We start from the raw sequence: 22,529 nt of genomic DNA on the forward strand, positions 1-22,529 counted from the left end.
CGCAGAATGGGCTATTCGCATGGATATTTTTTATCGCTGGCCAGCTAAACTCAAGGTCAAGTCTTGTGCCGATATTTCGGCACACCCCAGGGTATTTTGACCACACCATAATGGTGAAAAGTCGCTAGATGCTTTGTACTCAGATTTTAAGCGTAATTGCCCCATTTCTATCGACGCATAAGGAAAGTCAGGGACAGTCTTGTTGATGTAGCTCAGTTCTTTCATGACTCGGTTGATAATCCCTCTGGCCGGACGACCAGTAAAGAGATTGGTTATTGCCGTATTTGATTGTATCGAGTTTGTTTTTATCGCTTCCCGATGGAGCTGGGACGTGTTGGTTTCTGAGCATAATAAATAGGCAGTACCCACTTGTACGGCTGTGGCGCCTAGTAAAAGGGCGGCTTCGACGCCTAAATTATCGCCAATGCCTCCTGCGGCGATGACAGGGATATTTACCTGCGCAACCACTTGCGGAAGCAGTGCCATAAGCCCCATTTGGCTAGAAAGATCTTGAGATAAGAACATCCCTCTGTGTCCACCAGCCTCTACACCTTGCACAATAATCGCATCTGCACCGTTAGACTCCAACCATATTGCTTCTTGAACCGTGGTTGCGGTTGATAGGATCTTGCTTCCCCAGCTTTTAATTCGGCTAACGAGCTCCGGGCTAGGGAGACCAAAATGAAAGCTGATTACCGTAGGCGAAAAGGGCTCGATAGCATCGGCGATATTGTGATCAAAGGGCGTTCTACTGGCACTTGTCGGTAGAGTACTCTTATCAATGTCTAATTCATCAAAGAACGGCGTTAACAGTTGCTGCCATTTAGTATGCTTGGCGACGTTATAACTCGGCATGTCATGGCAAAAGAAGTTGAGATTATAGGGACGTGTCGTCTTAGCTTTGATGGATCGAATCTCATTGACCATTGTGTCGATATCTAACATGCCACATGGCAGTGAACCAAGTCCTCCTGCCTGACTAACCGCAACGCAAAGGCGGTGATCTTGCACGCCTGCCATTGGGGCTTGAATAATGGGTAAATCGGTTCCTATTAGCGCCTTAACGTGGTCTATTTTCTCGGTCTTTTGATACATCGCCATCTTCCTTTTGTTGAGTGTTTTCTACTAAACACCCATATGTACATCCGTTGTGCTGCTCTGTGTAAGCGGAAAATAATAGTCTACGGCATGGCGGTTTACTCTGTATTTAGACTTAAGTTGTGAGGTAAGAACAAATAGTCTTCTGAGGTACCGAGAAAAATCGTTGGTCATGGCGTATGGTTACTACTAGGGACTAAAAATAAGTATTCTACGTGATTGATGTTTACAACGGATTCAAGGCGGAGTGTTGTGTGGGCAACAGTAAAAGTACGGTATTTCTAGTGGGTGGGTTTTAGTAGGATGTGCCGCCATAGTGTTGACCGCACGAATAATAATAAAAATGAGGTTTTAAAGCATGCAGACAAGTTTACGGTGGTTAGGTTCTTTGTCATCTCTTGTGTTACTTGGGTGTAGCAGCGCTATTCCTCCCAATGAGCGACAAATGGTGCGTGATGAGATAGATGCAACTTCCGCTGAAATTGTTGGAAAACTGAGTGATGAGTACAGTGAAATACCGACGTTAGTCGATGAAGCGTACGGTTATGCTGCAATCAGCATGGCGGGAGTCAAAGTGCCTGTTATAGGTGGGGGCACCGGAATTGGGGCGATCTACAATAACCAAGATGGTAGCGTGACCTACATTGATGTTGATCGTTACGATGTTGGGGCAGGCTTAGCATTGGGCAGCAATGAAGCTTTGCTTATCTTTGACGATGAACAATCGTTGGAGTCCTATCGAGCCGGTGTGTGGCGATTTTCAATTGGGGCGGATGTGAGTTTGGGAGAAAGTAGTTCGCATGCCAGTACTACTTTAGCGGGTGATGATGATGTTCCAATATACTTAATTACGAGCTCTGGTGCATCAGCCGTTGGTAGCGTCAGGGTAGTGTCGAGCTCAGTGAACTATGACTTAACGGAAACTGGAGTTGGGGACATTGGTATCGCGAATAAAGACTTGAACACCGAGGTTCCACCGAAAGGTGCAAAAAAATGGGATAGAGCACTGCCGTTTTTTGCTCAGGAAGTGATTGATAAAGGGTATTCACTGCCTAAGCCTTATGGTATTAGCATTATCTATACCGATACTTTTCAGTATATGGACATAACAGACCTTAATGTAGGGATAAATGGCTCTCAGAAGTACCCGATAGAGTTTGTTTCCTTTGATAACAATAGCAACAATACGCAGTCACCTCAGCTCAAACTTGATGCTTGGGTATTTCCCTTTATGAATGTGTTTGGCGCAGTGGGGAAAATCACTGGCACGGCTGATATAGGGATTAAATTCAGTGGTAATGATCTCATCAACCAAATGGGAGCAGACTGCAGTTTACCGCCCCTCCAACGACCAATAGTGTGTTTATTGAAAGATGAGGAAGCAGAGTTTGTCGCGCCAGCTCAGCTTGACGGAAATAACTATACGTTAGGTACCATCTTAGCGACAGGATGGAATGATTATTTTGTTACCCTGCCAATTTCATTTACTTATGCTGACATGCGAAAAAATGATGCAGAAGGGCTGATTCTCAATGTTTCGCCTCGAGTGGGTAAAGTGATCCCTACTGTGGGCTCACAATCAGTGGCGTTATATACCGGCGCGACCTATCTTGATAGCACGCTAACTCTGACAGGGACTTACACCTACAGTGGGGTTGGTATTGACTATAAGGTAAAACAAAGCAATACCGATAAATGGGCGGGACTCGTTGGTGCGAACTACAACTTTAATCGTGATTGGTCATTGATGATGGAATACGGTTGGAAAAGTGATAGGAAACGCCAATTCATCTCTGCATTAAATCGACGTTTTTAATATATCGGGTTGAGAGCGTTGAATTAGGATAAATCGAAAGGGTTGGCAGAGGAGGAGGTGCTGATGACGGTTTATCAGTTCTAGTTAGGGAACACGAGCAAACCGATAGTGAGATAGAAGTCGTGGTGATTATTGGCCAAGCATTAGCTTTTCTAATAAGCGAACATGAATATAATTAGTAAGTTAATTACCAAATAATATTTGACCTACGTCACAATTAGAGTAAAATTTTTCCTGTTCTTGAAATCAAATTACAAAACGGTACATAAAATGAACTCAGCACTACTATCAACACTCGACAATTCAGCAGAAAAAACAGAAGTAGCCCAAACTGCAACTAAACAAACGTCAACGCTTGTAGAAATCGTATCTCTAGCGACGATGTTTTTAGCAACGTCAGCAGTGGTTCTATTACTTAGCCTTACTTGGGTGATGTAATACTTCGTTTTCAGGGACATGAAACCGAGCGATACTCTTAGCATTATCATGAGTATCGCGTAAGTTCCCTGCTTGGTTACCTCTACCCCGTTAGTGGTCTTACCGCGAGTACGCGGGCACCTTTTTACTGTAACGCTATTTATTCTAACGCTATTTACTCCAAGGTTTTACCCTCATCCGCGAGTGGTATGACTGATAGAGCGTCTACAATAAACGTCTCACTAACACGTAAGCCATAATACGTTACGGTCTGACGACCACAAATTTCCCCTGACCTGTCGATAAAAACCAATCTCCTCTTGAGACAAAGTACTGTTGACCTCGTTTATTGACCGCCGTTGCACCTTCTGGCAATTTTCTGATCACTTGACCTAAGCGATAGCGTCTTTTCGGTGGCTTCTCGACCACGACATAATGGTCATCATTCTCTTTATAGTATTGACCGTTAATTAAGGCATAAGACACGCCAGCAATGGCAAGAAATATCGCTGAATCCGGCAGGCGGTGGCGGTCGTAGTGATGGACAACGTGCACCTCTTTTTTATGATGGCGATGGTGTTTATGTTTTTTCCAAGGGTCAGCCAAGCTACTGCAAGAAAGGATAAGTAAAGTCATGCCGATTATATAGCGGGTGTTGTTCTTCATAAATCTCGCACCTAATAATAGTCAGCCGCTATTTTTGTCTATGTTGAGTAAACGAAAGTGAAGACGATGTCAGCAGATGGTAGGGTTTGTATTGGGTGTCAATCCATCTGGTCGTAACCATCAATTGTGGTGATGTCACCGCGTGTCCATCTCCTCATGGTCCTTTCTTACCAGAGTGTGATATTGAATCCGGTAACTTACTCACTTAAACACGTGGAACCTATTACACTTAGTGGCTTAATCAGTTGAGTTAGCCGCTAATGGTTTAATTCATAGTTGGCAAATCAGCGACGTCTCCTTTTTGAAGGTTAAGTAAGGGCTCTAATGAAAAAGAAAATCTTAGTAACAGGCGCAACGAGCGGTATTGGCTACGCATTGGCGTTGGAGCTGTGTGAAAAAGGGCATGATGTTGTCGCGACAGGGCGAAATGCGCAAAAACTGTATGAATTGAGTTCGGTAACGGGTTGCCATACCATTGCCGCCGACCTCAGTATCGTCGATGACGTGTTGAGTATGTTTGAGTCTGCTTGTTCTCATTTAGGCGGCTTAGATGTATTAATCAATAACGCGGGCATGATCTCCCGTAAATGCTCGATTGAAGATTTCACTTTAGAAGAATACGAAGCGCAGTACGCCATTAATCTTCGTGCGCCTTCTTTGTTGTGTCGTGAATCCCTTAAAGTAATGAAGCCACAGCAACAAGGACAAATTATCAATGTCATCAGTACTGTGGCTAAGCGCGCGAATGCGACCATGAGTATTTATACGGCAATGAAGCAAGGCCTTGCAGGCTTCAGTGCTATCTTAATGAAAGAGGCACAGCCTCATGGCATTAAAGTCACATCGCTATTTCCCGGTGGAACGGATACTAACTTTCGTGAAGCTGAGCGTCCGGAATACATGAACCCAACCAGTGTGGCTAAAACCATTGCGCACCTGCTAGAACTCCCTGCGGATATTGTCATGCATGAAATGACATTCCGCCCACCAGTTGAACTTGAGTAGTGATGGTAACCTCTCCGTGTCAACATTTAGCGCTTAAACGAAAACGGTGGAGTGTTCGGTCTCTGAGGGCTTAGATACTCCAGCGTCGGCATCCCAAGGTAGTGCAGGAAGAAGAATATCTTGCATATCGCACAGATATTGAGCAACGAGCTCGGAACAATCAGCATGGTTATCTTGCGTAAAGGTAACCATGATATTTTCCATGATATGAATAGGGATCAATTGTACGCAGTGTGTTGGGTAATACATCAAATAGAGCCGGATATAACGGCGCAGATTTGTCATCACCGAGCCAAAAAACACATCCACTACTGCGGCGACTCGCTGATTTCTAAGCAGTGACAACAAAGCAACTAAATGGTCTTCAATAATAATCACGTTCAAATTATGACGTTCATTTTTATTTAGCTCGTTACGTAATTGCATGCAATGAAAAATAACCTCGGCGTGTTGCGTTGTTAGCCTATCAATAGAGGACCTCTCTTTTTCTTGAAAGGCAACACTATTACCAAAGTCTCTAAAGTGGGAAATTAAAAACTGTATTAAAGAACGTAATTCAAGCGCCGTAAGCGGGGTGACATACGCACCAATATTTGGCTGGTAATCTATAAATCCTAGCGATGCAAGCTCTTGTGTGGCTTCGCGAATAGGCGATAGTCCAAGACCATATCGGTTGGACAACTCTTGGATGACAAGCCTTTCATTAGGCGCAATCGATTGATTGAGGATATCTCGTGTTAAATATGCCATTGCTTTGTGTTTACTGGTTTTCACGGAACGTGACCTGTATTGTGGGTTTCGGATTATTGTCCATAATTTATAAAACGATAAACACCGTAAAATTACGGTATTTTTTAATTGTATTTATTTGAATCAGTAATTTTACGCTATGAAGTGACAGTAAATAGTTCAAACTCACTGACTCGTTAACAACTCTTAGTTTTTATAAGTTGTAGTTTTTACAAGTTTTAGTTTTTATAATTTTAGTTATTGAAAACTTTAGTTATTGAAAACTTTGCTTATTACAAGGTTTGGTTATTAAAAAGTTTAGTTACAGTCAATTCTTGATTATTAACAAGTGTTGATTATTAACAAGTATTGACTGTGAACAAGCGTTGATAACGAATAAGTACTAATAATTATCCAAACTCCACTAATCAACAAGTTAGAGAAAACCGCTCATGAATAAGCTTATTGTTTCTGCTGCTATTATCATCGTATCACCCTTTGCTATTGCCCAAACGACGGGGGGCGATATTGTTGATCCCAACTCCAAGCTGATTTTTACTTATAACAATGTTACCGAAGATGTGGCTCGACAAGAGCTTGCCCATTGCCAAACGTTAGCGAACCATACGCAAGAAGAGGTGACGAGCAATCAAGGCTCTGCTGTTCGCGGTTTACTTAAAGGGGCGGCTGCTGGTGCGGCTGTTGGGGCCATTTCGGGCGGTAGTGGTTCCGATACCGCAAAAGTAGGGGCTGCGGGTGGTTTGGTTGTGGGTCGTATGCATGGTAATGCGAATCAAGCCGCGCAGCAAAGTAACAATCTGAATAACTATAAAACGGTCATGCGTAATTGCATGGTAGAAAGGCAGTATGTAGCACTAAATTAAGCACAGAAGTCGAAGACGTACGACGTGTATGGGTTGCCAAAGGGACATGGCAACGTCCAAGATCAGCGTAGCTTGATAGCAAACCTTGAACGTTAGCGATTGAGCGACGGTGTGTCGCTACGTTAATTACTCAGTTACATGGCGTTTAGATAAGATTTATAAGAGTGTAAACGTACCGTCGCAGCTCCAATCACATCTATAAAGCCAAAGAAAGCGTGTGGTTTGGTTGCAGCAATCCACGCCGAACCCGTCGCACCAATAGGAATCACTTTGCCTTCAGGTTCAATGATCTCTAGAACCACTGTTCGACCATGGGTACTGGTGTTTGCGCCTACGTGTTGACGCACACTTTGTGGCCCCTGAATCGGTGAGATGGATGACTCGCCTGTTCCTGCGGTAAAGCTGTGTACGCGAGCACGGAACACTTCCCCCGGGTAAGCATCAACATAGAATTCAGCGAATTGTCCTTTTTTGACGTATCGAAAAGTCTGGTCAGGAATGCGCATCTCTAGAAATTTACGCGATGTATCGTAGATATGCATATTACCTACACGGCTACCATCGGCGACGTTAACTACCGCGACTTGTCCATCAAATGGCGCGCGTACAGTCTTACGTTCTTGTTCAAATTCAACACGATCATAATCAGCATGCAACGACGCGAGGGAAGATTCTGAAATTCTGAGTTGTGACCTATAGTTTTCGACATCACGCTCTTTAAATATCTCTGGTGAGGTTTTCGCTCTACGCAGATCTCGTTTCATTTGAGCAATAGATTCTTCTTGTTTCACTATCGAAGCTTTAATTTTTTCTAATTCAGCATAGGAAGTCGTATCGATTAAGGTGTAGATGACATCGCCTTTCTTGACGACCTGATTGTGGTCGACGTGAATTTCATTGATTTGCTCCCGCAGTAGAGGGGATAAAACAGAATGTGGCGCCTTGATGGTAGACGAGTAGGTTAAATCCACTGGCGCCCAAAGGCGAGAAAGCACACCTAAGATCACCAGAATGAATACGCCTCCAGAAATAATCCAGAACGCATTTCTTAGAGTCCATTGAATGGCCCCTGTTGAGACCAAAATCCACATGATCAAAATATAAGGGATCATTACTTCTTTCATGATTGCACCTCATGTTTTGTATCGGAAAGATCAAGGTTTGATGCTCGGCTGTTTTTAATCACGCGGCTGATGGATGCGCCAATGTGCTCCCAGTTAGCGAAGGCAATAATGATCGCCAGCACCCACCAGGCTTTATGTACAAACAGGCCGCAAAGCGACAGCGCGAAAACGAGCTGAATATGAGAGCTTTTGCGCTCATGTGCTTTATGCACGGCAACTTCATGGACGCGCCAAAGTAGGTAAACAACGAAAACGGCGAGGGCAATGGTGACGGAAAACAGGTAACCACTAAAGTACTCTGAATTGAAAATCATCATCATGGCGTCGTTTGGAGTGTTGGTAAAGGTGGTCATATCAACGTTCTTGGAATTGATCGTCCCCATTGGTGCTAACAAGTAAGCACCTAAAAACATGGTTAACATAAAGACTGAAAATTTCATCAGCACCTTAATAATCACCATGATGATACGCATTATATTTTTTATCGCGTTCATACTATTTCTCATTGTTGTTGGTAGGGTTTTGTTGTGAAGAACCACTGCGAGGGTTCTTTTTCACTATGGTTCTCGCTAAAAAGCCGCTAATACAATTAGCGGCTTAGGATTAAGGTCAACGAAATAACATAGGGCTATTTCATTACTTGTTGGCTAGCTTGCTCAAGTTGCTTTAGCTTGCCTTGAAGCATGTAAGTATTCTGGTTGAAGTTACCAGGGTTAAGTACTTGGCTTTGTTGCATTGGGTATTCAGGCAAGGTTGCAATGAACTCTTGAACTTTTCCGCCTACTGGTACAAACAACCACATGTTGTCCGCCATCCAGCGAAGGTACATGCCTGATTCGTGCGGTGCTTTTTCAAATGGGTCGGCACGTAAGTGAACGATTTGAGGCCAGTTTGTTTGGAAACGAACCGCATCTGTGATGTTACCTTCTAGTAACGCAAATGAGATTTTAAAGTCGTTCCAACGAACTGCGTTTAATTCAGCATTCGCAGAGAAGTACAGTAGCGAGTCACGAGGGCCTTTTTCTTCTTTTCCTTCAAAGTAAGGTAAGAAGTTATAGCCGTCTAAGTGCACGCGCCAGTTCTTATTGTTGTAGCTTGCCCCTTTGTCTGAAGCGAGTTTTTCAACGACGTTGTCATCACCAGCTGCGGCTAGAAGGGTTGGGATCCAGTCTTGGTGCGCCATGATGTCGTTAATTTTTGAACCCGGTTCAATCACACCAGGCCAACGAACAAGTTGCGGTACACGCATGCCGCCTTCAAATGTCGTGCCTTTTTCACCGTGGAACGGCGTCGCACCGCCATCTGGCCAAGAGACGGTTTCTGCGCCGTTATCGGTTGAATAGATAACAATGGTGTTATCCGCGATGCCTAGATCGTCAAGTTTATCCAGTAGGATACCAACGTGATCGTCGTGCTCTAACATGCCATCGGCGTAGATACTGATACCAGATTTACCTTGGTATTTTTCTTGTAGACGTGTCCAAACGTGCATACGTGTGGTGTTGTGCCAGATGAAGAATGGTTTGTCTGCCTTGACCGCTTTTTCCATGAACGCTAACGACTCTTCTAAGAATTCCTCGTCGGCATTTTCCATACGCTTACGCGTCATCGGACCTGTATCTTCAATCTTGCCATCGGCAGACGATTTAATGACGCCACGGGGGCCGTAGTTTTTGCGGAACTCAGCATCTTTCGGGTAATAGTATGTTTCTGGCTCTTCTTCCGCATTAAGGTGATAAAGGTTACCAAAGAATTCGTCGAAGCCGTGGTTGGTCGGTAAGTGTTTGTCTTGGTCGCCCATGTGGTTCTTACCAAATTGCGCGGTCATATAGCCTTGCTCTTTCAGTAAGTCTGCAATGGTCGGTGCCCAATCAGGGATGCCGTGATCAGAGCCGGGCATACCGATGGTGAGGAGACCGGTACGGAATGGTTCCTGACCCGTTAGAAATGCAGCTCGACCAGCAGTACAGGATTGCTGTCCATAATGGTCGGTGAACAATGCACCTTCGTTGGCAATGCGATCGATGTTTGGCGTTTGATATCCCATCATGCCATTGTTGTAGGCACTGATGTTGTAGATACCAATATCATCACCCCAAATGGCAAGAATATTCGGTTGTTCAGCAGCGACTGCGGCACCAGAAGCAGCCAGTAAGCTGACTCCAACAGCAGCTTTGTTTAAACGGGTCGTCATAGGGACTCCAATTGTTATTTTGTGATTGGACGTTGGGACGTTATTTCTGTGAAACGTCCTACTGACAACTAAACTAATCCTATTACGCCTATGCGTCGCTTTATACTGACTATAACCAAAGGTTATGAGCTGCTTGAGTACTATCGAACCTAGACTACTATCTAATTATCTCTTATGACGATGTCACTAAGATGCCATCTCTGAGTGTTGGCACGCTACCTGGTGGTTTTAATCACTGGCTGATCGTCGTAATAACTGATAACCGTTTGATTTCTTGCGTGAGCCGTTTTTTCTGAACGTTCAATACACGCAAAGTACCTAACTTTATGAGATGACACATGAACCAAGCACAGCAAAAAATTAGCGAACTCATTACCCGTATTGAGCAAGATGTGGTGGGACAACAGCATGTTGTAAAAGCACTGGTGCTTGGATTACTCACCAACGGACACATTTTATTAGAAGGTTTACCGGGGACTGCGAAAACGCGTTCAGTTAAAGCACTGGCGAGTGCGCTTAATAGTCGATTTGGACGAATTCAGTTCACCCCAGATTTACTTCCATCCGATGTTACGGGTACGGAGGTATATCAAGAGCTAGAAGGCAAACCACAGCTTACGTTTCAGCAAGGTCCGATATTCAATGACATTGTATTGGCGGATGAAATCAATAGAGCCCCCGCTAAAGTGCAAGCTGCGTTACTAGAAGCAATGGCTGAATCCACGGTAACGGTTGGTGACCAAACACACGCATTGCCAGAATTGTTTATGGTTCTCGCCACTCAAAACCCAGTCGAACAAGAGGGAACGTATCCTTTGCCTGAAGCGCAAATGGATCGCTTCATCATGAAAGTGAACGTGGATTATCCAGAAGATGATGCCGAACTTGCCATTATTCGTTTAGTTCGAAGTGAGGAGAAGAAGGTTGATCGCCAAGCCGACCATGCGTCACCTTTACCGCCGATTGACCCTCAATTAATTCTTCAAGCACGCAGTGAATTGCCTACGATTGCGGTATCAGATTTGGTTGAAAAGTACATTGTGGCGCTTGTGATGGCAACACGTAAACCAGAACGTTATCCAGACAGTAAACTGAGCGAATGGATTGCCGTGGGGGCAAGCCCGCGAGCATCCATCGCGTTAGATAAGTGTGCCCGTGCCAATGCGTGGTTAGAAGGGCGAGATTATGTCTTGCCAGATGATGTACGGGCAATGGCTTTCATGGTTTTGGGGCATCGCTTTAGTTTGTCTTATGACGCTTTAGCTGATGGTGTGAGTCACCAAGCTGTAGTGGACACGTTACTTGATAGCGTTGAAATCGGATAGAGGGTGTCATTAATATGATAAGCCCAACCACGCCTCCTAGTTCGGTAAGTCGCGACGCGCGAATTTATTGCGATTATGCGCAATTGGTTCGTTTGCAGTCTCAATCTCAATCTTTTCATTTACTCCCCAACCTTAAAGCGGGCAGTGCTTTGTCCGGGCGACATCAATCTCTGTTTAGAGGTCGCGGACTCAATTTTGAAGAACTGCGCCATTACCAACTTGGTGATGATATTAGAAACTTAGATTGGAAGGTGACGATGCGAACAGGCAAGCCGCATGTTCGCACCTATACCGAAGAGAAAGATCGAGATGTGGTGATTGTTGTTGATCAACGTAGTGCGATGTTTTTCTCCTCTGTGCAAGTGATGAAATCGGTCGTTGCGGCGGAAATTGCCGCATTGTGTGCTTGGCGGGTATTAAAAGACAGCGATAGAGTTGGCTTTTTGCTCGCTGATAGCCAGCGTTTGACATGGAGCAAGTCGAAACGAACCCAAAATGATCTGTTGGCACAATTAAAGCGCATTGCCCACGCCAACCAAGCGCTTGATGCCGCGAGTGTCGATGCCGCAGGGACGCAATTTGACGATATTGTTCAGTTACTACTGCGCTTAAAGCTTAAATCGACAACGCTGATATTGATCAGCGATTGGAGTGATGCGAGTACTCAAAACATTAGCCATTTACAACGCCTACAACAGCACAATGACGTATTAGCCATTATGGTGTCTGATCAGTTTGAGCAGCAATTGCCGACTCATGCGTCCACGCAAGGTTGGGTGATGGGTAATGGATCCCAACAAATTAGTATCCAGAATGAGGCGATGCTACAAGTCGTCAATCGTCAGCTACAAGACCGTATTGAGTCCAAGCGAGAGCAACTTTCCAAGCTGATGCATCGTTATCATATTCCGTTAGTCGAGTTGGATACATCTGGACAGCACATCGCCCAATTCAAGAAAACGGTGGGAGGCTGCAAAGATGGATCATAAACCGCCAAGTACTTACATACTTCGAGAGATGGTAGATGTCGATATACCTGAACCGATTAGCTGGTTTCCTCAAACATTAGGCTGGAAGATTGTCGCAGTGGTGTTTGTCGCTATATTGCTGGTGGTTATCGCTAAATTAGTGATGCATTGGTGGAAAAATCGTTATCGTGGCGAAGCATTGCAAGCGATACAGCAAGTTAACGTGCTTGAACCCGAAGCTGAGTATCAAATATTTTTGGTGATGAAAGCAGTATTACGTTACCGAGACAAAGAGGCTGCAGCGTTGTATGGCGTGGATTTTCTTACTACGTTAGACCGTATGAATCCAAGTAACCCGGTTTGGGTGCCTAACGATCGTTGTCATGTTGATGAGCATTTAGGCATGCAGTGGATGGAGAGTATCGTTAATCCAAAATCAGCGTTAACCCATGAACAAAAACAAACCTTGGTGAGTGAGTTAAAGCAGTGGATTCTTCATCACGATTCTGGAGACGCGCATGTTACTTGCTAGCATAGGCATTACCGGTCTTGATATCAGTCAATTCCAATGGAGCAGTGTAGAGTTAGTCCATCCATTATGGCTATTATTACTGCCGTTACCCTTGGTTATTTATCATCTTATTCCTGCCTATAGAACCAAGAAAAAAGCAACCAAAGTGCCGTTTTTTCAATTGCTTGTCGATGCTTTAGGGGAGCCGCCACGGCAAGGTGCCCACCAACTTAAAGCGCGCTGGTGGCAACGCGCTGTGCTTTTGGTCGCGTGGATATTAGTGGTTCTAGCGTTAACAAAGCCGACCTTACTTGGGCCGCCGCAATATCGAGAAAGCATTGGGCGTGATGTCATGGTGGTACTCGATTTATCTGGGTCGATGGCTGAAGAAGATTTTATTTCACGCCAAGGCAAGAAAGTGTCGCGTTTAGATGCGGCCAAAGACGTTTTGAACGAGTTTGCCGATGGACGAAAGGGCGACCGTTTAGGGATGATTTTGTTTGGTGATGCAGCTTTTGTACAAGCCCCTTTTACCGCCGATCATCAAGCGTGGCGAGAGCTTCTAGGGCAAACCAGTGTAGCAATGGCGGGGCCAAGTACTCGTCTAGGCGATGCCATAGGTCTAGCAATTAAGGTGTTTGAAAATCAGCAAGAAGACAGCAGTAATGAGTCTGAGCGAGAAAAAGTGGCGATTGTTTTGACAGATGGCAATGATACGGGAAGCTTTGTTGAACCGATTGATGCCGCCAAAGTGGCCGCTGTAAAAGGCGTGCGTATCCATATGATTGCAATGGGCGATCCGAGAACCGTTGGAGAACAAGCGTTGGACATGGAGACCATTCGCCGTGTTGCGAGTGAAACAGGAGGCGAGTCTTTTGAGGCGCTCGATCGTGATTCGTTAACGGCAGCATACCAGGTAATCTCTGAACTCGAGCCAAGGCTATATGAGAGTACCAGTTTCAGACCAAAGCAAAGTATCCATCACTATCTTGTGTCCATTGTGATTGGTTTAGTGTTGGTGGCATTTACTGTAGCAAGTGTGACCCGGCGATTTTTCCCCGTTCAGCCAAGAAGCGCTGAAGATAAGAAAGCGGGAGACACGTTATGATAGACACGCAATGGTTAGAACAGGTTATTACACAGTTTCATTTTATACGACCATTATGGCTATTGGCATTTATCCCGATGGCAGTGGTGTTCTATGTGCGGTGGAAACAAGAAGCGAATTCTGAAGATAGCCGATTTTTACCGTCACATCTCCGGCAAGCATTGACTATCGAATCACAAGGATGGAATAACCAACTGCCGCTAAAAATGCTGATACTCGGTACCACTCTACTTATTGTCGTCGCTTCTGGACCGACGTGGCAACGTCAGGCCTCGCCCTTTGGTGAAGATAAAGCGTCCTTAATGATTGTGCTTGATGTTAGCGAAAGTATGCTGCAAACCGATGTTGCGCCAAATCGTTTAGAGCGCGCGAAGCATAAAATACACGATTTGCTAGAGACACGACATGGCGGTCGAACGGGGCTTGTGGTTTATTCCGGCTCGGCGCATTTAGCGATGCCCACGACGCAGGATAACCGCGTTTTTGCGCCGTTTCTTGCGGCGATAGACCCACAAATAATGCCAGTGGCGGGGAAAGCGGCGGAGAACAGCTTACCGATCATTAAACAGCAACTCGACGGCCAGCCTGGTAGCACGGTGCTACTCATTACCGATGGTGCGACCCCAGCAACGGTCAAGGCTTTTGAATCTGAATTTGCGTCATCTTCTACCCAACTATTGGTGCTTGCGATGGGGAACCGTGACATTGTCACTAATAGTCCGTTAGATATAGTGGCATTGAAGCAATTGGCTAATGCCGCCAATGGCCGCCTTTTTCAGACTAGTATTGATAGCAGTGATATTCAGGCGTTGTCTCGTGATATTGATACGCATATGGAAATCAATGGAGAGTCGACCATGCCATGGAAAGACATGGGGTATGGCTTATTGGTTCCCATTGCGTTACTGATGCTGCTTTGGTTTAGAAAAGGTTGGTTAGTTCAATGGTGTCTACTTATCGTGTTGGTTGTGCCCACGCTCACGCCTACGACGGCGTTTGCCAACCAAGATTCATTACTGCAGGAGAGCGCTGAATCTAGCATTGAGACATCTAGCCTTGAGACAAACGGCAACGAAGTAATGCAAACGCGAACGCTAATGGATAAAGGGTATCAATGGTGGATGGATCTTTGGTTTACTCAAGATCAACAAGGCCAGCGTTTATTCGACCAGCAGCGCTATCTAGAAGCCGCTCAGCATTATACCAAACCCCAATATAAAGGTGTCGCTTACTATTACGCGATGGAATATCGATTGGCGCACACGGAGTTTGTTAAAATGGACAGTGAACGAGGCGATTATTATGCCGCCATTGCCCTTGCTCGTCAGCGAGAGTATCTAGCGGCCAGAAACATGCTCCGTACGGTCGTAGAGTCCAAAACTATTGATGACAATTTACGAAGCAATGCCACACAGAATTTGACCGTCATGGAAAGCATTATCGACGAAATCAATCGAGTGAGCGAGAGTCAAACCAACACAACAGAAAGCATGGAAGAGTCTATTGAATTAGGGGATAACCCACAAACGGCAGATGGTGCGGAAGAAATGGCCTCGGGTATATTGATGAAAAAAGAGACATTAAATGCCAATGAAATCCTGGGTAGCGAGGCGCTGGCGGATAAGTGGTTAAAACGGGTAGAGGCAGATCCAAAACAATTTTTACGTGCCAAATTTCAACTTCAATATCGCGATCAAATGGCGTTGGGAGGCAGCAAGTGAACCTTAAATATAAATTCGTTTTAGTGTTGCTTGCGATAGTAGCGATGTTGTCTCATTCAGCCTTTGCCAATGAGAAGGACAGCTCGAAGATTCGAACCGTTAAAATGTCGGCCTGGTTAGGACAGGAAAATGCCGACAAGCCTCTAGAATTTACAGTCAATGAGCAAATAATTTTGTCGATTGAAGTCGCTACCCCCCGTTGGTTTACCGGGGGCACACGTATCAGTCGTATAGATGTGCCTAATCTTATTGCCAAGCAACGTAACCCAATGGCCATTAATTCAACAGAGCGTAAGAATGGCATCACGTGGTCAAAGCAGCGGTGGGAGGTGACGTTATATCCACAAACCTCTGGGACATTTGTTATTCCTCCTATCGCCATCCAAACGCAAGTATCGACGCAAAATGTACGCTCGGCCTCTCGGACGCTATATACGCAGCCAATGACATTTGAGGTTAGAATGCCGACAGGAAAATTGTCAGAGCAGCAGTCATGGCTTTCGGCGAGTGATATGACGCTAACACAGCAATGGGAGACGTCGAATGATGAGCTCAAGGCCGGAGACTCAATTACCCGCACGGTAACACTTAACGCTGACGATACCCTTTCTATTCTTATTCCTAGCTTAATACCCACAGATGCAACGCATGCTTATCAAGTTTATCGTCAACCGCCTCGCCTAAGTGATAGCCATGAACGGGGGGCGTATAAAGCGCAGCGAACTGAACAGCATACTTATGTGTTGCAAAAAGGAGGCAACTTTACACTCCCAGATATCGATGTTGTCTGGTGGAACAGCAGCAAAAAAACACTGGAAACAGTGACCTTAGAAGGTAAAACGATTTCGGTTCGTCATACATTATCGTCATTTGTTGCTCAATATCAGCGCTGGCTTGCTGGCATGGCGGTTTTACTGTTCATGCTTATTGCTGGTAGCGTTTTGCTTTACAGACGTGTTCAACAGCAAGGTTTCTCAGAGGGTTTTAATTTACTATTCGCATTGAAAAACAAAAACTTTTCGCGATTACGTTTACTGACCTATCGAAAGCTGAAAATGTCTCAAGGGAAAGTTGCTTTATCTACGGTTTCAAATAATGAGCATTGGCAAGAGCAAGCAAGGCAGTGGCAAACGGGTAAGGAAAGCACCAGTTTGTTGATGCAGGTGTGGCGTAAAGTCAGTCAAAAGCACAGTGAGGATGCGCTGAAACCGCGTACAAAGTGCAGTACGCGGTTTACGGTACTAAAAAATCGGATCCTTCCTCCTGCATTGAATTTGCCAAAAGAGTAAATTTGCCAACTGTTTCAATAGTGTCTGTGATGTTGAATTGCAGACAATGTCGACGTTAACAGCAACCTCAAATTTCAGTGGGGTTGCGATGGATACTTATGAAAAACACAGAATTGAATCTTATCCCTATTTTCGTGGCGATTTATGAAGAAAAAAATCTATCAAAAGCGGCCAACCGTATGGATATCAGCCAGCCTGCGGTGAGTAAGGCGTTGGCCAAGTTGCGTGATATTTATGATGATCCACTGTTTCACCGAAATGCATCGGGTGTGGAGCCGACCCCATTTTCTAGCGATATTTATCCCGCGTTATCAGCGGCATTAAAAAACTACACGTCCACACTTTCGGCTTCTCGCGACTTTAATCCAAAGAAATCGAAGCGGATATTTTCAATCGCGTGCGTATCGCCGACAAATTTCAATCTTATTCCTATTGTGGTCAAACTCATTTCCGCATCAGCACCGGATATTTTTCTAGAAGTACACCCTTTGTTTACCGAAGATTATGAATCCGATCTTCGTTTACAACGCTATGATTTAATTATCGATATGACCCCTAAAGGGCGAACATCTTTAAAGCATGAAGTGTTGTATGACGAAGACTTGTTCGTAGTGTGTAGCCAGACTCATCCCAGAATCAATGACTCGATAGAAATGGTGGATTTTTTACAGGAAGAACATGTTGTGGTATCGCGTTGGCACACAAGACGAAGCCTACTAGAGGTTGAAGATTTTAGTGATCTTCAGCAAAGAAGGGTGGTGTATCGGGCGGCTGGCGCGGTAGAGATGTTGCCTGTGATCTCGGGGACGGATTACATCGGGATTTTACCGGGGACGACCATTGCTGACTTTGCAGATAAATATAAGGTAAAAGCCATCCCTTTACCTTTTGATTTACCGTACCTTGGCTTATCTATGATTTGGCATCCAAGCCGAACCAATGAAAGTGGTCATCGCTGGTTGCGGAATAAGTTTAAGCAAGCGGCAAAGCATTGGGTTCAACAAAGAGCGATGAGTTAATGGCTGGAGAGTGAGCTCATAGCCGGAGAGTGAAAGGACGATCCGTTGTCCTATTTTTGCGGTATCTTACCTTCGGTATTGTCTTACGATCATATGAGCAGCGTACTGTCAGTGGCTTTATGTTTATTGAACGGCATGATTACTTGTCTTTAGCAAGTCTTAGCCCAATATCTGACATGATAATGGATTGGCTGGCAAAATCACGGCGATAGTTTTCAGAGTCATGTTCTGCGTATGAGAAGCTGCCACCACGTAACGACTTATGGGCGAGTTTGATGCTGCTATCATGAGCATTGTTAGGGTTGTCTGTAGGGCCATAACGATAGTAAGTGTCATCGAACGCATCAATAACGAACTCACCGACATTGCCTGTCATATCAAATAAACCCAGTTCATTTGGCGCTTTTAAGCCTACTGGATGCGCTTGGTTGTTTGAATTACTCGCATACCATGCGACATCGTCGATGTTGTTTGAGCCGCTATAAGTATAGCCCTTACTCTTGTTGCCCCCTCTGGCTGCAAACTCCCATTCGGCTTCGGTAGGTAATCGATAGGATTCACCAGTTAACTCATTGAGGCGTTCAATGAAGTAATTCGCTTGTTGCCAACTTAAATTGTTGACTGGAATGTCCGCGCCGGAGAAGTAGCTCATGGATGAACCCATCACGGACTCAAATAGAGATTGAGTGACTTCAAATTTAGAAATATAGAAACTGTCAACGGTCACTTCTCGAGAGGGTTGCTCAGCTTTTGAAGCGGTATCTCCATCTGAACCCATCACGAAACTCCCGCCTTCAACCAAGACAAGGTCATCATTGATGAGTTTGGCAATAGGGTGGTTAGGTTGTGTCGTGCATCCTGTCATGACAAGGGCTAATGAGAGGGTACAACACCCAATATAGGTTTTACTTTTTAATGATGGCATGACAAGGATCTCTGGTCTTGTGTGGAAGGCTAGATTACCGATTTTGGTCATTCCAATTGGTTATAAAGGGTATAACGAGCAAAGACAGTGAATGAGAATTATGATGGGACAGTCCAACTCATTTCAGGTGTTCTCAGTATGCATATCACTCAAGGCCCTCAATTTAACGGTAAAGCGTCGAAAAGGTTACATGCCATGGCCAAGCCGATTGGTGCGGCATGCAATATCGACTGTACTTACTGTTATTACTTAAGCAAACAGGACTTGCTGGAATACAAAAAAGGATGCTCTCCTAGAATGGATGACGAGACATTAGAAACTTACATTCGTCAGTACATTGAAGGACAAAATACACCTGAGATTATTTTTTCTTGGCAGGGTGGGGAGCCGACCATGCTCGGGTTGGAGTATTTTCAAAAAATCGTAGCGCTACAGGCGAAGTATCGCCCTGCTGGCATTGTGATCTCAAATGACTTACAAACGAATGGTACGCTCCTTAATGATGAGTGGTGTGAGTTTTTGTCTGAGCACCAGTTTTTAGTCGGGTTGAGTATTGATGGTCCCGAACTCCTTCATAATACTTACCGTACCAACAAAGCGGGTCGAGGTACGTTTCGCCAAGTAATGAATGCGGTTGAGTTACTGCATAAACATAACGTCAAGTTTGCCACATTAACTTGCGTGAATAATCTGACGAGTCAAAACCCTCTAGAGGTCTATCGATTCTTGCGCGATGTTGTTAAGTCCCCTCAAATGCAATTTATCCCTATTGTTGAGCAGAAAACATTCCGAACTACTGCGCCACAAACATGGGCGGCGTCGGACCAGCTAAAGCAAGGCGATAAACGTTTGATCCCGGGCCATAAAGATTCCGTCGTAGAACCTTGGTGCGTATCTGATCAAGCATGGGGCAACTTTCTTATCGCGGTATTTGATGAATGGATTCAAAAAGACATCGGTAAAGTGTTCGTTCAGTATTTTGAAGCGAGCGTTGAAACGTGGACAGGGCGTCCTAATCCACTCTGTACGCTCAATGAATTGTGTGGCAAAGGGTTGGCAATGGAACCCAATGGTGATGTGTATAGTTGTGATCACTATGTCTACCCAGAATACAAAATCGGCAATATTCACCATCAAAAATTGGATGAGATGGCGTACAGCCCAGCTCAGCAAAATTTTGGCTTTGCTAAGTCACGCACATTAACTAGCCAGTGTCAGAGTTGTGATTATAAATTTGCCTGTCATGGCGAATGTCCTAAGAACCGCTTTATTAGAACTAAAGCAGGCGAGCCGGGGCTTAACTATTTATGCGCCGGTTGGCATAAATTTTTTGCGCATGCCGATAAGGCATTAGCTTATATCTTAAGAGCGACGGGTCACCCTGTTGCCCACGGCAAGTTTAGTGATGAAGCACTGCGCCAACACCAAGTCGAGATGTCCGCGAAAAAGACCACCGTGACAGCGTCATTTAGCAGCAAATTTTAGGAACCAACTCAAATGAAAAAATCGTTAGCCTGTGCTTTTCTGACGCTTGCATCCGCATCCGTTATCGCCGCCAACATTGCGCCATCTGGGACAAACCATAATGAACGACCGGTTACCACGCCCGATGAACAAACCGTAACAACCACACTTGAGCAGCAACTGAGCCAACTCTCTTATACCGCTCAGAATATCAACGAACCGGAACAAGTACGTGCCAAGGCACTCAGAGAGTTAGCGAATTACCCTAGTCAAAATGCGCTGGTGGCCGTGGCGCGAGGACTCAAAGATCCCTCTTACGTGGTGCGAGAAGCGGCCATAATTGGTGCTGAGCCTTATCAGCTAGAACATCGCTGGCGTATTGTTGCCCCATTACTGACAGACAAAAATGAGGTGGTGCGAGTGACGGCTACCGCCAGCTTAGTGCGCGATTACGCCAATGTTACGCCAGAGCAGCAGCAACAATTGCAAATACCTATTGCAGAACTTAAGGACTATTTAGCCAACAAAGACGATTTTGATTCCCAGTTGCTGCTAGCCGATGTATTACGCTGGAGCCAAGAGTGGGCACTGGCCGACAAACACTATCAGACGTTGCTCATCGAAAATGATGATAACCCGCAAGTGTGGTTAAATATTGCTGATAATTATCGCGCGCAAAATCAAGATAAATTGGCGATTGAAACGCTCGATACCGCAATAAGCATTAATGAAGATGTGGCGTCTCTCCACTATGCTAAATCGTTAACTTTGGTTCGTATGGATGAAAAGAAGAACGCGGCCAATGAGATTGAAACGGCTGCAACGTTAGCAAAAGACAATAGCTACTACTGGTATTTAAATGGTGTGCTGCAAGAAGAGTATGACATTGATAAATCAACAAAGTCGTTTGAAAAAGCGTATTTAATTTCTGGTGCCCCGGAGCAATTATACGCTGTTTGTGACATTTATGTGCGCTATGGAAATGAGCATGCAAATTCATGTTTAGATGAGCTTGGTAAAATAGCCCCACCTTATGTGCTGGAAGACTTAAGAGCAAAGCAACAGAAAGACTTGGATTCTTAATGGATAAGTAATACCGCATAATAAAAAAACCTCCTTTCGGAGGTTTTTTCGTTTGGTGAATTCGTTTTATTTGTAAAACGCTTCAACCGTGCCTTTTAGCGTGATAAGCATTGGTTGGCCCCAACGATCAAGCGCTTTAGGTGAAGGAATTTTAACCCAACCTTCACTGATGCAGTATTCTTCTACGTCGAAACGCTCTTTGCCATTTAGGCGGATACCAATACTATACTCAAAAATTTCTGCTACGTGGTGCGGGCTACGAGGGTTGCCTGCAAGGCGATCGGGTAAAGCTGGTTGTGACTTAGAGTCGTTCATGTTCATGACCTGACATAAATAAAAAGTGCGTCATTGTAGACAAAAATTCGATAAATATCACCATCGAGATGGAAAGAAATGGCGTAAACGTCGTCTCTTTGAGGCGATAGGGGAAAAGCGGTTTAGGCTTTGTTTCAAGACTAAGCAAAAATAGCGTGTTATTTACTCACCTTCGGAACAAAGGTCGGGTGTAATGCGATTCCAATAGAGTTGGAAGATAGTCTGTTCCACTGATGATGGTGAGCGAAGCCCCGTATTGGCGGTATTCCAGCGGTGCGAATACGGGGAAGGTGAGAGGTGGGGTGATTATGAATCAACCAACTCTACCGCTTCTCGTGTCAATCGTGCCAGCTCATCCCATTGCCCTTGTTCAATTAGGGTTTTGTCTACCATCCATGTACCGCCACAGGCTAACACTCGTGGAAGCGCTAAGTAATCAGTGATATTTTTGGTGTTAATACCGCCAGTCGGCATAATGTCTATTTCACCATAGGGGGCCAATAAAGATTTAAGCATATTGATGCCACCAGATGCTTCTGCTGGGAAGTATTTTAAGGTGGTTATCCCCATCTCTAGCGCCGCTTGGCGGTAACCTTGGTCCGTCATTGTGTCTGAAATATGCGCGTAGCCGCCTAGGTAGCCGAAGTAGGCAAGGAAGGAATGACTGCCGTTTAGCATCCGCTTTTTCTTTCCTTCAAATACACACCTAATGTTCTTATTGATATTGGTTTACTTCATTACGTTTCTGCATAGGAATGTATTTTAAATCGAATGTTGTTTTGCTGATTTTTACGAAAATACATCACAATTTATTGTAAAAGTGTAGTTTATCAATACGCAATTTGTGTCGTATGTCGTAACGTTATGC

At 44.8% G+C, this 22,529-nt stretch carries 21 protein-coding genes and 2 pseudogenes; 13 read left to right on the plus strand and 10 right to left on the minus strand.

Translation table 11 applies throughout. The features are described from left to right. Window positions 1-30: 30 nt before the first annotated feature. Window positions 31-1,095 (minus strand): NAD(P)H-dependent flavin oxidoreductase, encoded by a 1,065-nt coding sequence (locus MD535_RS05145; protein WP_265673858.1) that lies wholly within the window; start codon window positions 1,093-1,095, stop codon window positions 31-33. A gap of 361 nt (window positions 1,096-1,456) precedes the next feature. Here MD535_RS05145 and MD535_RS05150 point away from each other — a divergent pair, with 361 nt between their 5' ends. Then, window positions 1,457-2,914, plus strand: coding sequence for a lipid-binding SYLF domain-containing protein (locus tag MD535_RS05150; RefSeq protein WP_265673859.1), 1,458 nt, complete (start codon window positions 1,457-1,459; stop codon window positions 2,912-2,914). 270 nt (window positions 2,915-3,184) lie between these two features. Beyond that, complete coding sequence (locus MD535_RS05155) at window positions 3,185-3,352, plus strand: hypothetical protein (RefSeq protein WP_265673860.1); 168 nt, start codon at window positions 3,185-3,187, stop codon at window positions 3,350-3,352. A 243-nt stretch (window positions 3,353-3,595) separates the two neighbouring features. On the opposite strand, the gene MD535_RS05160 is transcribed toward MD535_RS05155, so the two are convergent. Continuing rightward, window positions 3,596-3,997, minus strand: a complete 402-nt coding sequence (locus MD535_RS05160; RefSeq protein ID WP_265673861.1) for a DUF6515 family protein — start codon at window positions 3,995-3,997, stop codon at window positions 3,596-3,598. Between the two features lie 324 nt (window positions 3,998-4,321). On the opposite strand from MD535_RS05160, the gene MD535_RS05165 reads away from it, so the two are divergent. After that, window positions 4,322-5,002, plus strand: a complete 681-nt coding sequence (locus tag MD535_RS05165; protein WP_265673862.1) for an SDR family oxidoreductase — start codon at window positions 4,322-4,324, stop codon at window positions 5,000-5,002. A 33-nt stretch (window positions 5,003-5,035) separates the two neighbouring features. Here MD535_RS05165 and MD535_RS05170 read toward each other — a convergent pair whose 3' ends face one another. Then, complete coding sequence (locus MD535_RS05170; RefSeq protein ID WP_265673863.1) at window positions 5,036-5,776, minus strand: GntR family transcriptional regulator; 741 nt, start codon at window positions 5,774-5,776, stop codon at window positions 5,036-5,038. A 407-nt stretch (window positions 5,777-6,183) separates the two neighbouring features. Between MD535_RS05170 and MD535_RS05175 the strand changes: the two genes are divergently transcribed. Further along, a complete protein-coding gene (locus tag MD535_RS05175; protein WP_265673864.1) occupies window positions 6,184-6,615 on the plus strand; it encodes a glycine zipper family protein in 432 nt (143 codons plus the stop codon). Window positions 6,616-6,749: 134 nt separating this feature from the next. Here the strand turns inward: MD535_RS05175 and MD535_RS05180 are convergent, their stop codons facing one another. From MD535_RS05180 to MD535_RS05190, 3 genes are all read right to left on the minus strand, one after another. After that, window positions 6,750-7,739 (minus strand): efflux RND transporter periplasmic adaptor subunit, encoded by a 990-nt coding sequence (locus tag MD535_RS05180; protein WP_265673865.1) that lies wholly within the window; start codon window positions 7,737-7,739, stop codon window positions 6,750-6,752. Next, on the minus strand, window positions 7,736-8,233 hold the full coding sequence (locus MD535_RS05185) for a magnesium transporter (RefSeq protein ID WP_265673866.1): 498 nt from the start codon (window positions 8,231-8,233) through the stop codon (window positions 7,736-7,738). The genes MD535_RS05180 and MD535_RS05185 overlap by 4 nt, the downstream gene beginning before the upstream one ends. A gap of 134 nt (window positions 8,234-8,367) precedes the next feature. After that, window positions 8,368-9,933 (minus strand): arylsulfatase, encoded by a 1,566-nt coding sequence (locus MD535_RS05190; protein WP_265673867.1) that lies wholly within the window; start codon window positions 9,931-9,933, stop codon window positions 8,368-8,370. A gap of 338 nt (window positions 9,934-10,271) precedes the next feature. Here MD535_RS05190 and MD535_RS05195 point away from each other — a divergent pair, with 338 nt between their 5' ends. The 7 genes from MD535_RS05195 (at window position 10,272) to MD535_RS05225 (ending at window position 17,874) form a co-directional block, all read left to right on the plus strand. Further along, a complete protein-coding gene (locus MD535_RS05195; protein WP_265673868.1) occupies window positions 10,272-11,258 on the plus strand; it encodes an AAA family ATPase in 987 nt (328 codons plus the stop codon). Window positions 11,259-11,272: 14 nt separating this feature from the next. Then, window positions 11,273-12,247, plus strand: coding sequence for a DUF58 domain-containing protein (locus MD535_RS05200; protein ID WP_265673869.1), 975 nt, complete (start codon window positions 11,273-11,275; stop codon window positions 12,245-12,247). Next, window positions 12,237-12,758, plus strand: coding sequence for a DUF4381 domain-containing protein (locus tag MD535_RS05205; RefSeq protein ID WP_265673870.1), 522 nt, complete (start codon window positions 12,237-12,239; stop codon window positions 12,756-12,758). The genes MD535_RS05200 and MD535_RS05205 overlap by 11 nt, the downstream gene beginning before the upstream one ends. Continuing rightward, window positions 12,745-13,845, plus strand: coding sequence for a vWA domain-containing protein (locus MD535_RS05210; RefSeq protein WP_265673871.1), 1,101 nt, complete (start codon window positions 12,745-12,747; stop codon window positions 13,843-13,845). Before MD535_RS05205 ends, MD535_RS05210 begins: the two co-directional genes overlap by 14 nt. Continuing rightward, window positions 13,842-15,566 carry a vWA domain-containing protein gene (locus MD535_RS05215; protein WP_265673872.1) on the plus strand — a complete coding sequence of 575 codons (1,725 nt, stop codon included), beginning with the start codon at window positions 13,842-13,844 and terminating at the stop codon, window positions 15,564-15,566. Before MD535_RS05210 ends, MD535_RS05215 begins: the two co-directional genes overlap by 4 nt. Beyond that, window positions 15,563-16,855 (plus strand): BatD family protein, encoded by a 1,293-nt coding sequence (locus MD535_RS05220; protein ID WP_265673873.1) that lies wholly within the window; start codon window positions 15,563-15,565, stop codon window positions 16,853-16,855. The genes MD535_RS05215 and MD535_RS05220 overlap by 4 nt, the downstream gene beginning before the upstream one ends. 98 nt (window positions 16,856-16,953) lie before the next feature. Continuing rightward, a complete protein-coding gene (locus MD535_RS05225) occupies window positions 16,954-17,874 on the plus strand; it encodes a LysR family transcriptional regulator (protein WP_265673874.1) in 921 nt (306 codons plus the stop codon). Between the two features lie 139 nt (window positions 17,875-18,013). Here MD535_RS05225 and MD535_RS05230 read toward each other — a convergent pair whose 3' ends face one another. Beyond that, window positions 18,014-18,739, minus strand: coding sequence for a formylglycine-generating enzyme family protein (locus MD535_RS05230; protein ID WP_390902896.1), 726 nt, complete (start codon window positions 18,737-18,739; stop codon window positions 18,014-18,016). A gap of 198 nt (window positions 18,740-18,937) precedes the next feature. On the opposite strand from MD535_RS05230, the gene MD535_RS05235 reads away from it, so the two are divergent. Next, complete coding sequence (locus tag MD535_RS05235) at window positions 18,938-20,284, plus strand: anaerobic sulfatase maturase (RefSeq protein WP_265673876.1); 1,347 nt, start codon at window positions 18,938-18,940, stop codon at window positions 20,282-20,284. Between the two features lie 12 nt (window positions 20,285-20,296). Then, a complete protein-coding gene (locus MD535_RS05240) occupies window positions 20,297-21,346 on the plus strand; it encodes a tetratricopeptide repeat protein (protein WP_265673877.1) in 1,050 nt (349 codons plus the stop codon). Window positions 21,347-21,412: 66 nt separating this feature from the next. On the opposite strand, the gene MD535_RS05245 is transcribed toward MD535_RS05240, so the two are convergent. The 3 genes and pseudogenes from MD535_RS05245 to MD535_RS05255 all read right to left on the minus strand — a co-directional run. Continuing rightward, complete coding sequence (locus tag MD535_RS05245) at window positions 21,413-21,661, minus strand: DUF3297 family protein (protein WP_250618544.1); 249 nt, start codon at window positions 21,659-21,661, stop codon at window positions 21,413-21,415. A 306-nt stretch (window positions 21,662-21,967) separates the two neighbouring features. Next, a pseudogene (locus tag MD535_RS05250) lies at window positions 21,968-22,246 on the minus strand (bifunctional 4-hydroxy-2-oxoglutarate aldolase/2-dehydro-3-deoxy-phosphogluconate aldolase); the annotation flags it as partial. Next, window positions 22,247-22,384 (minus strand): annotated as a pseudogene (locus tag MD535_RS05255) (mannitol dehydrogenase family protein); the annotation flags it as partial. Window positions 22,385-22,529: the final 145 nt, after the last annotated feature.

This window comes from Vibrio qingdaonensis, assembly GCF_026191675.1.
Taxonomy (GTDB): Bacteria; Pseudomonadota; Gammaproteobacteria; order Enterobacterales; family Vibrionaceae; genus Vibrio; species Vibrio qingdaonensis.

Excerpts from the sequence above, each read along its gene's own strand:
- MD535_RS05145 (WP_265673858.1), bottom strand. The coding sequence starts at position 1,095 with ATGTATCAAAAGACCGAGAAAATAGACCACGTTAAGGCGCTAATAGGA.
- MD535_RS05150 (WP_265673859.1), top strand. The coding sequence starts at position 1,457 with ATGCAGACAAGTTTACGGTGGTTAGGTTCTTTGTCATCTCTTGTGTTA.
- MD535_RS05155 (WP_265673860.1), top strand. The coding sequence starts at position 3,185 with ATGAACTCAGCACTACTATCAACACTCGACAATTCAGCAGAAAAAACA.
- MD535_RS05160 (WP_265673861.1), bottom strand. The coding sequence starts at position 3,997 with ATGAAGAACAACACCCGCTATATAATCGGCATGACTTTACTTATCCTT.
- MD535_RS05165 (WP_265673862.1), top strand. The coding sequence starts at position 4,322 with ATGAAAAAGAAAATCTTAGTAACAGGCGCAACGAGCGGTATTGGCTAC.
- MD535_RS05175 (WP_265673864.1), top strand. The coding sequence starts at position 6,184 with ATGAATAAGCTTATTGTTTCTGCTGCTATTATCATCGTATCACCCTTT.
- MD535_RS05180 (WP_265673865.1), bottom strand. The coding sequence starts at position 7,739 with ATGAAAGAAGTAATGATCCCTTATATTTTGATCATGTGGATTTTGGTC.
- MD535_RS05185 (WP_265673866.1), bottom strand. The coding sequence starts at position 8,233 with ATGAACGCGATAAAAAATATAATGCGTATCATCATGGTGATTATTAAG.
- MD535_RS05190 (WP_265673867.1), bottom strand. The coding sequence starts at position 9,933 with ATGACGACCCGTTTAAACAAAGCTGCTGTTGGAGTCAGCTTACTGGCT.
- MD535_RS05195 (WP_265673868.1), top strand. The coding sequence starts at position 10,272 with ATGAACCAAGCACAGCAAAAAATTAGCGAACTCATTACCCGTATTGAG.
- MD535_RS05200 (WP_265673869.1), top strand. The coding sequence starts at position 11,273 with ATGATAAGCCCAACCACGCCTCCTAGTTCGGTAAGTCGCGACGCGCGA.
- MD535_RS05205 (WP_265673870.1), top strand. The coding sequence starts at position 12,237 with ATGGATCATAAACCGCCAAGTACTTACATACTTCGAGAGATGGTAGAT.
- MD535_RS05210 (WP_265673871.1), top strand. The coding sequence starts at position 12,745 with ATGTTACTTGCTAGCATAGGCATTACCGGTCTTGATATCAGTCAATTC.
- MD535_RS05215 (WP_265673872.1), top strand. The coding sequence starts at position 13,842 with ATGATAGACACGCAATGGTTAGAACAGGTTATTACACAGTTTCATTTT.
- MD535_RS05225 (WP_265673874.1), top strand. The coding sequence starts at position 16,954 with ATGAAAAACACAGAATTGAATCTTATCCCTATTTTCGTGGCGATTTAT.
- MD535_RS05230 (WP_390902896.1), bottom strand. The coding sequence starts at position 18,739 with ATGACAGGATGCACGACACAACCTAACCACCCTATTGCCAAACTCATC.
- MD535_RS05235 (WP_265673876.1), top strand. The coding sequence starts at position 18,938 with ATGCATATCACTCAAGGCCCTCAATTTAACGGTAAAGCGTCGAAAAGG.
- MD535_RS05240 (WP_265673877.1), top strand. The coding sequence starts at position 20,297 with ATGAAAAAATCGTTAGCCTGTGCTTTTCTGACGCTTGCATCCGCATCC.
- MD535_RS05245 (WP_250618544.1), bottom strand. The coding sequence starts at position 21,661 with ATGAACGACTCTAAGTCACAACCAGCTTTACCCGATCGCCTTGCAGGC.